Annotated in this window: 1 pseudogene; it reads right to left on the bottom strand. The window is 48.1% G+C overall.

Annotated elements, in window-relative coordinates:
* Positions 1-9,075, bottom strand: a pseudogene (locus BTA51_RS28505) (LysM peptidoglycan-binding domain-containing protein); the annotation flags it as partial.

Here is a 9,075-nt window from a genome sequence, read left to right as displayed (position 1 = left end):
ACGAAAATGAGGAGTTCAAAGCGCCTTTGAGGCCGCCATCCAACAGCGCATTGCCAGTGAACCCTTTCCCTAATCCCGTGGTGGCTGTTGTAGACAGGAACGATGTTGCAACATCCCGCCAGCGGAAGGATCTTGGCGTGTTGGTGAGACCTCCAGCAACATAGTTGGCTCCTACTGCTGTGGCCGCGGTGATGGCATTGGCGGCTGTTCTTGTCCATTTGCCAAGCCCAGCCAGTTTCCCTGCATCCTTAATCGCCGACTCTACTCCTGATTCCGCGGCAGCTGCTGCATTACCGGTATATGCGCCTACCGTCATTGTTGCAGCGGTAGTTAAACCTCCCCTGATGGCGCTTCTTAAGGAGAAGTGGTCTTGCAGCCCCGCTTCTTTGGCTACCAACTGGGAAGCTGCGCTCCCCAGAAAACCACCGGCGAAACCTCCTGCGGCCAAAGACGCATAACCCGAGGCCGTAGCGGCTATCGACGTTGTTGCACCCAACGTACCAAGACCCGCAGTTCCTGCAATACCCGCGGCACTTGTAGCACTCGCTATATTCGCAATCGCCCCTGCAGCATAAGGCGCGACAATGGCCGTTACCGCAACCGCAACAATCATTACAATTAATCCAGCTCCACCACAGTTCTTCCCATTTCGTGGTGGTGGGGGGGGGTCAGGCAATGTAGGAGCCGTGTCGCCAAGTGATAGTCCCGGATCATAAGGTCGGAAGGTATCCGCATTATTGTGGATATTTGTTACCAAGTTAGGAATCACCAAGTTCAATCCTGATGTCAGCGCCTCCCCACCCGACAATCCATTAGCATCAGCAATCAAATACCATAGACTCCTGTCCCCCCATAAGCTAGCAGCTATAGACTGCAGCGTTTCTCCCTGAACTACCGTATAGAAAGTCGATGCTTTTCCAGGATACTCCGGGTTAATAGGCTGATAATTTTGGTCAAAGTCAGCAGAGGTAACTGGTACAACTCGCTTCATATGCGAGTACCCCAATTTTTCCTTTATATCACGCGTATGGGTTCTATAGTGTGGCTTGTCTCCCGCCCCCCAACGAGTCGTATAGGTTGTTGCTCCAACAACGTATTCCCGATCATCTTCATTCGCCAGATACTGCACATAGTCTGTACGGGAAGGCACATCGTCGTTCCCCATATCTCCGCGAACAATACCGTCTAAGTAGTAGAATTTACGTCGAACAGTATTCTTGTCTCCTCTCTCTGCTCCATTGATATCTTCCCGTTGAATGATCTGTCCACGATGGTTATTGATATAATTAAGTGATCGATCAACAACATGATCGTACACAAAAAGGTTATGGCCATTAGCATTGTATGCATAGTATGAAGTACCCGGCACCCATCCCTTCGCCTCGCCACTAATCACAACTCTACTTTCTTTATAGCTATCAAAACGGTCTCTAGCATCATAGAAATATTTAGTAGTAATTGTTGCAGCACCACCATCTTTAGGTACATATTTTGTACTCTTCAAGGTTGCGCCATCATTAAGATAAGTATATGCAAGTGTACCTATCTCCTTGCTTATCCGATCATAACCTTCTTGTTCATAGGAAGTTTCACTTATAGTCCTGTTATCAGCATTATATAAATACTCTTTTTGACTACGAACAAATTGCAGAGCTGTGCTAGGTGAGTCCGCATAATAATCATAGGTGTAATGATTCGTTGTCCTCCCCAAAGCATCATTCTGTCTATAAGCAAGTAAATAGAAATTTTTTCCCATGTAAGTGGGTGAAGATTCTGTTAAGAGATCACCTTCGGAATCCCTGTCATACCTATATTCGACCCCTGTGCCTGATTTATTCAGAAGTTCGGTTTTTTGCTGCTCAAGCCAAACTTCAGATAGTCGACCATACTGATCATAAACATATTTCTCATTGGCGGTATTCACTTCACCAGTTTCATTTAATAAGGCACTTCTACTGGTCGCCCGACGCCCCATAGCATCGTAACTAAGACGGTAACCTGTATTCCCTTCCTCGATTTTCCCACTCTCATTCAACGACCCCATAGTGACAATAAAGCGATTTTCCCTATCGTATAGATAGTAGAAATCTTGCGTCCGCTTATTTTCACCTTGCTCATTCAAAGAAATTACATAGTTATCGTAATCAGTCTTAACTCGGCGGCGATTGCCGACTGCATCATAAAAATACTCAAGACTATACTGGTCTGTATCTGAAATAGTCTTAATTCGCCCTAACGCGTCGTATGTAGCATGTACATTTTGGTAGGGAATCGAGTGTTCCAATGATTCATCGGTATTATCCATTTCTGTAAAAGCAGTGTCTCTGTATGTTTCTTCGATGACATTTCCATTAGCATCATACTGGAAGTCAGAATAGCTACCTATACCGTAGTCATAAATACTCTGTAGACGTCCATTATTATAATAATGATATTCAATTCGTTGGTCAGACCTATCCCGAAGATCACTATATATTCCGGTATTACCAGGAATCAGTTCATCATCGTAAAAAGTACTCGTATTACCCTCTTGTGATACCAACCAGCCAGCCTGGTTATATTTATAAGTAAACTGATTTCCACCTAAATCCCGATGCTTACGAATGCGACCAAAATAGTCAACTTCATCAAGCAAGGTATAATTTGACTTATAACTCGCATCACTATCAGCATTCAGGCCGCTAATAGTCTCCTTAGTGAATCCGCCTAGATTATCTCCAATATTATAATCGTACTTATACTTGTAGACTATATCACGACCGCCAAAGCTAGTATGCCTAATAATTCGTCCTTCACCGTCATATGTATATTTTTCAACATTATTAATGACGTTGGCATGAGTTATACGATTTCCATATTCATCATAGCCATAGGCATCATATGAGTAGGCAGCTCCCCGAGTATTTATGACATAGGAAGATAAAGAGGCGAAATGCCGAGTTTCAACTAGCCTATCAGCCTTATCATATATATAACTATGATATTGACCATCTGCACTTGCCATCGTTCGTCGGTTGCCTAGTGCGTCATACTGATATGTTGTTGCCACCCCGACAGCATCAATTTCACTTTTAAGCATACCACCATTGAATATTTGCGTCCGGTAGTATGCCCCTTTGCCCATCATTACAGAGTAACTTTCATCTTGAGCATTAAGGTAACTATTGGCATCGTCTGTCGCTACTACCCGCCCTTCAGCATCATAGTAATAACGAGTGACTGGATGGGCTTCAAGGGCTATCATTTTACCCTCTGAATCAGCGTAATCCTGAGCTATCTCCACTTTTGGATCAATCTTATGAGTAAGACGTCCCTGAGCATCATAGAATAGATGGCTTTCATTTCCATTCCCATCCACTTCAGCGATAATCTCTCCAAAACTGTTATAACGCCGACTGCGATGAATCATGTACTGGCTATTATGCGCACCCAATACATAGGTCGCAGTGTAAGCTTGTGTCACCACTTTCTGCTGGTTATTCTCTAGTGACCAATCGCTACCAAGCTCATCTGAACCAGCCCCTGAAGTTGAACCACTTGTACTCCATGTAATTTGACGAGTTTGAGTTACTGTTTCTATATACTCGTTGGAATACTGGCCTGAATCCGAGGTGCCATTACCTATACTAACGTTTGCCGAAGCGCTATTTAGAACATCGCGGCTAGAATTAATTGTCTGATATTTGACTAAATAGCTGTTTTCCGGGACTGCTAGTACATAGTTAGTTCCCCACTTCTCAGCATAATCCAGGCTTAGTCCACCAACAGATCCTAATATTGCTACCGAACCGGAGTTAAGCTCTTCAATGACGACGAAGCCAGTTGTAGTTAACCCGCTAATAGAATCATATTCATCGATCCATGCTCTCCAAGGGTCAAAGGTATAACTCTTTGAAAATAAAACTTTATCTCCCCAAGTTGGGGCAACTATTTTTATTGTATGAGTCCGGGTATTTACCTGTGGCGGAGTAATTTCGAAATAGGTAAGTTTTGCAGGTCCAGAGGCCGGAACATCAGCCTCATCAATCCGATTACTCCCTAAATATAAATATGCTTTTAAAGGAACTCCTAAGTTTCGTAATTCACTTGGGATATTCACATCATAGAACATGGTACATACCCCCGGATACATCGCCGATACAAATTTACGAATATCTATAGCAACATTGTCTCGACCGTACGCTCTGATGCTTCCATCACCATTTCCAACCTTTGTGTAGGCACTAGCTGTCTTTACCACCACATGGGCACGCTTCATGTCATGCGTAACCAATCTCCCACCGCTAACGACGATAGCACCATCTTTTGACGATGTAATTGTTACAATGCTTTCGTTATCATCATTAGTGTTTTGATCATTCTCTCTGGTTCCCAGAGTTACGTCTTTTACTTCATCCGGGCTTTCAATTTTTGTGCTACTTAATGAATATGACTGTCGCTCTACATCCCGATAAATATAATATTTATCATTCTCTTGGCTCCTCCAGACCCGTACTACCGTTTTTGTGAACAGGAAATCCCCTGTGGTGTTATCCTTCCCTGAATATTCCAATAATTCCCTTTTCCAGGCAGTGCTGTAACTATCAGTAGAACTCGTCAAATTAATTTCAGAATAAGATGCATGAACAGCGTCTAATCCTTCAGTTAAATCCAAAACGTCCTGAACCTCACTCAAGCCAAAGCTTTCAAAATCCTGCTGGACATAGGATTCAGACGTGTTTGGTACAACAGGTAAATAAATTTCATCGCCATTCTCAGTGGTAGAAGACGAGCCGCTATTAATAGTACCCACGTCATCCGAGCCCATGAATACGGGTTCACCTGATTCCCCAACAAAGGTCATCGTAGCCACGTCTGATGTGGTCAGCACCCAGTTGTCATAGTCGATATCTGAAACCCACCCAATATCTTCAATGCTTTCTGCGATATTGGCAGTCAGTTGCTGATAATCATGAGGCGCATCGAAGGTGTTAGTGAGACGATTCCGTTCGTCATAAATGCTGACTTTCATTTGGGAGTTGAGCGCAGGAATACCTTGCAGATCGGCGGGTGCTTCAATTGTGCTTAAATCGACATCCAATGGATTACCGTTATCGTCAACCAATGCTTCGTTGACCAGAATAAATTCTGCCGTGGCATTGCCATTCTGATCATACAGATACAGCTGTGGCGCTCCGGTTTCTTTGTTGGTGCTGAACAGGCGTCCAACCTTGTCGTATTTGTACTGCTCCTGGTACTGGCCATTCATCCCCTTGGCTTCGATATCCCCGTACCCGTTATAGCGGGTTTCATAGCTCAGATTCTCTGTATCCTCGTGTTTGATTTCACGATTCTGAGCGTCATACCAATACTTATAGGTATAAGTTGTCGATGTGTTGTCAGCACCGGTCTGGGTCCACTGTTTTTCAACAGTGTTGCCAAAAATGTCCGTACGGTAGTAGATTACCGCCCCAGTAGCATCTTCTTCGGATTGCACATAGCCCAGCACATCATAGTGAACCTTCTGGGTCTGGTCTTCGACATCTACCGAGCCATGGCGGGTGGTCGCAACAGCCCGCCCCATTGCATCATAGCTATAAGTGGTGGTGGCCCGAACACTAACACCCCGATAATCGGTAAACTGTTGTCCCAGTTCTGTGGCTACCCGGCCCAACGCGTCATAACGAAGCTCGCTGGTCCGTCCCATCCGGCCGCCATCTCCAGGCGCAATCGTAGTACTTAGTCGGTCCAGATTATCATAGGTATATTCGGTGGTCCGTGAAGTGGCACTGGTCTTGACCGGAGCATTACCGCTCAGACTGTAGTCTTCCACGTTGTACACAATATCCCTGACTTTTCGGCCTAGCTGATCGTAGTCTGATACAGTGCGGCGATCAGCTTGCACTTGGCTGTCCAGTACATCTTCGTTGTCCAGGTCGGCCAAATCAGTACCAGCTAATCCGGCGGCCTTGGATTCAGCCAGACTCCTGACATCATCAATTTTGGACTTTAATTCATCCAGCGTCGCAGTTGTGGACGGATTCTTGACCTCATAGGCATAACGATACTCTTCGGTGATCTGTCCAAAACCATTCACCTTCCAGGTGGTCAGCGCATGGTGGTGACTAATCTCAATCACCTCTTTACCAGTTTCCGGATCGATTACAGTTTCACCCGTGTCCGAATTTATCTTTTTATCGAAATGGGAAACACCTGCGTCCAACTTGGCAATCTGCTCGCCTCGCTTGTCGTAGAAGTAGCGGATAATGCTCCCCCGGCTATCCTTTTCCGCAATGAGCTGGCCATTGCCGTCATATAGCTGGAATGATCGGATTTCCGCCGTACGATATCTTGTACTGTACAAGCCTCCGGATTGTTCTTCAGAACCACTTCCCTCAGTGCTTGCACCTTTCGCCCTTTCGGAAAGCCCCTGCACATCGGGCGCCAAATCAAAATGGGTCTCGGCCCGGGTACGGGTTTCTACAACCCGATTGTTCAGATCATAGACCGAGGTCAATTCACGATAATCATCCGTGCCACTGACCAGTAGTGTGGCCAAGTTGCCGTTGCTGATCGGCGACAGGGCTTCACCATACTGGCGTTCCCGATAGCGGTTACCTTGACCGTCATAGGCATAGGTGGTTACCCCGCCCGCCGCATTGACCTGGGCTTTCAGGCGGTTCAACGAATCGTACTCGAATAGCTGTTTCTGGAAGCTGCCAATTTCTGTTGTAGGTTTGCCATTGCCATCAATCTGATAGGCCTGCACCGTTTCTTTCAGACGGTTACCGAACAAGTCAAACTCCCGGGTAGTCACTTGGCGTACATTACTGTTGCTTTTCAGGACTCCCTCAGTGTTGTAGTAATCGAAATTGGTGACCGCTGACCACACTGCCACTTCACGGTTTAACTTGTCATGGTCGAACAGAGTGGTCCGGGTCTGGCCCGTGATGGTCTTAAAGCTCTGACTGGAACTGTCCCAGTAACTGCCTTCGGTGACCGCCACTTTGTTGCCAAAGGCATCGTAGCGCACCTGTTCCGCCAACTGGCGTTCGGCGGTGTTGCTGATGTCCGAGTTGAACACCACCGTGGCGCTCGGATGAATGGTCGCGGTACGGCGACCCTGTGCATCATATTGGTACTGGGTGACCTGATTTTCCCGGTTGGTCCAGCTTAAGCGGTTACCTGAGGCATCGTAGGTGTATTGATCGCTTACCACCGTGCTGCTGGTTTTCTGGGCCTGTTCTTCCACTACCCGGCCCAGGGTGTCAAACACACTGCCGGTATGACGGTCATTGCCGGCATCGCTGACCACCATGCTCTGGACCTGCGCCAGAGACTTGCCACTCAGATCGGTACTGATCGGGGTATTCCAGGCGGTTTTCGACACCACCTGGCCACTGGCATTGTAGGCATAGCCCTGCACATAGCCTGCCGGATCCACCTGCAGGGTGAGACGATTAAGTTCATCGTAGAAGAAATACCCGACATTGCCTTCGGCGTCGGTGGATTGAATCAGGTTGCCAAACGCATCGTAGTCACTCGATGCGGTGTAGCCTTCGCCATCGGTCTCACTGATCTTGAGGCCCCGGCGATCAAAATCCTGGCTGTGGCTGTAGATCTCTTTAAGAATTTTCGATTCCGAGCTTGATGGTAATTTATCCGGGCTCAGAAACTTCAGGGTCGAAGTATATTTCGACAACCAAACGGCCTGATGAGTCGCCCATAAACCATTCTGATCCGACTCATAATTTAGCGCCAGGGTTTGCAAACGACCGAGCTCTTCCTTCGTCCAATCAGTGAGATTCGTGGTCAGCTCGTAATACCGCGGATCAATCACCCGGGTGATCTGACCGAAGGCGTTGTATTCATAACCGGTCGTACTGGCCTCGGCGGAGCCCGCCGCTTTGGTTTCCAGAATCACCCGGTTCAGGTCGTCAAACACATAGGTGCTGGTCTGGGCGTTGCTCAGTCCTTCCCCACTGACCAGCTGCACCACATTGCCAAAACGGTCGTAGTCCTTGCGGGTGACCAGGGTCTCGCCATCCACGTCCGGCGCATAGATCCGCACCTGACGGTTCAGGGCATCGTATTCATAACGGGTAGTCCGATCCCCGCCCTGGGCGTCGTTGTTCAGGGTCACGCCATCACTGACATAGTCCGCCGCGGTCTTCTCATAGACGGAGACGGCAGTGGTGTAATGGGTTTCACTCAGCAGGTTATCGAAGCCGTCATAACGGTAGCGGATCACATAGCCTTGACGGTCCGCGGCCGCCACCTGGCTGTCATCCACCGAATCCCTGGGAGCCAGTTTGGCGATCAGGCGGTTATTGTCGTCATAGGCAAAGCTGGTGGTATTGCCACGGGCATCCATTACCGACGTCCGATTGCCGGCATGGTCATAGGTGTAGGATTCACTTATCCAGGTCTCACTGCTGCCTGCCATCAGACGCTGGGACTGACGGATCACCTGACCCCGGGCATCGTACTGGTAACGAGTAATCCGGGTGGCATTGTCGATCGCCAGGGTACTGAGCTCCGCGTGAGTGGCCGTGCCGGTATACACCTCGGCATACTGACGTTCTTCCACCACCTGGTTGAAACCGTTGTAAACCGTCTCCGAGACATAGCCTTCGGCATTGAGACTGAAGCGCAGACGGCCCAGATCGTCATACACAAACTGGGTCACCTGATCCCGGCTGCTGTCAGCAATGTTCGCCACCGCCGCATCCATCGCCCCTTCCGTCGGCGCTATACCGATGCCGGAAACCGCTTCCGCATAGCGGGTGGTGCGGATCACATGGCCCTGGGCATCATACTCTTGATGGGTCACATAGCCGGCCGCATCCAGGGAATACACCAACTCGCCTCGGGCATCATAGACAGATTGAGACGTTCGGAGGGTCGTTGCGGACATCCCCAGATTGTGGCCCAGGACAGCGCCTTCAATCTTCGCCTCCTGATCAATAAGCGAGCTGTCGACAAAATACTCGGCCGCACTATCGTAGGTCTTGGTAGAGGTGTATTTCAGTACAAACGCCGAGTCGGTCGGGGACTTCAGGTAGTATTTGACTTGGTTGCCTTCAGCAACGATAC

This window comes from Hahella sp. CCB-MM4, from assembly GCF_002260525.1.
In the GTDB taxonomy this organism is placed as follows: domain Bacteria; phylum Pseudomonadota; class Gammaproteobacteria; order Pseudomonadales; family Oleiphilaceae; genus Hahella.
The sequence above is the reverse complement of the archived record's forward strand: the minus strand, read 5'-3'. Positions and strand labels throughout refer to the sequence as shown.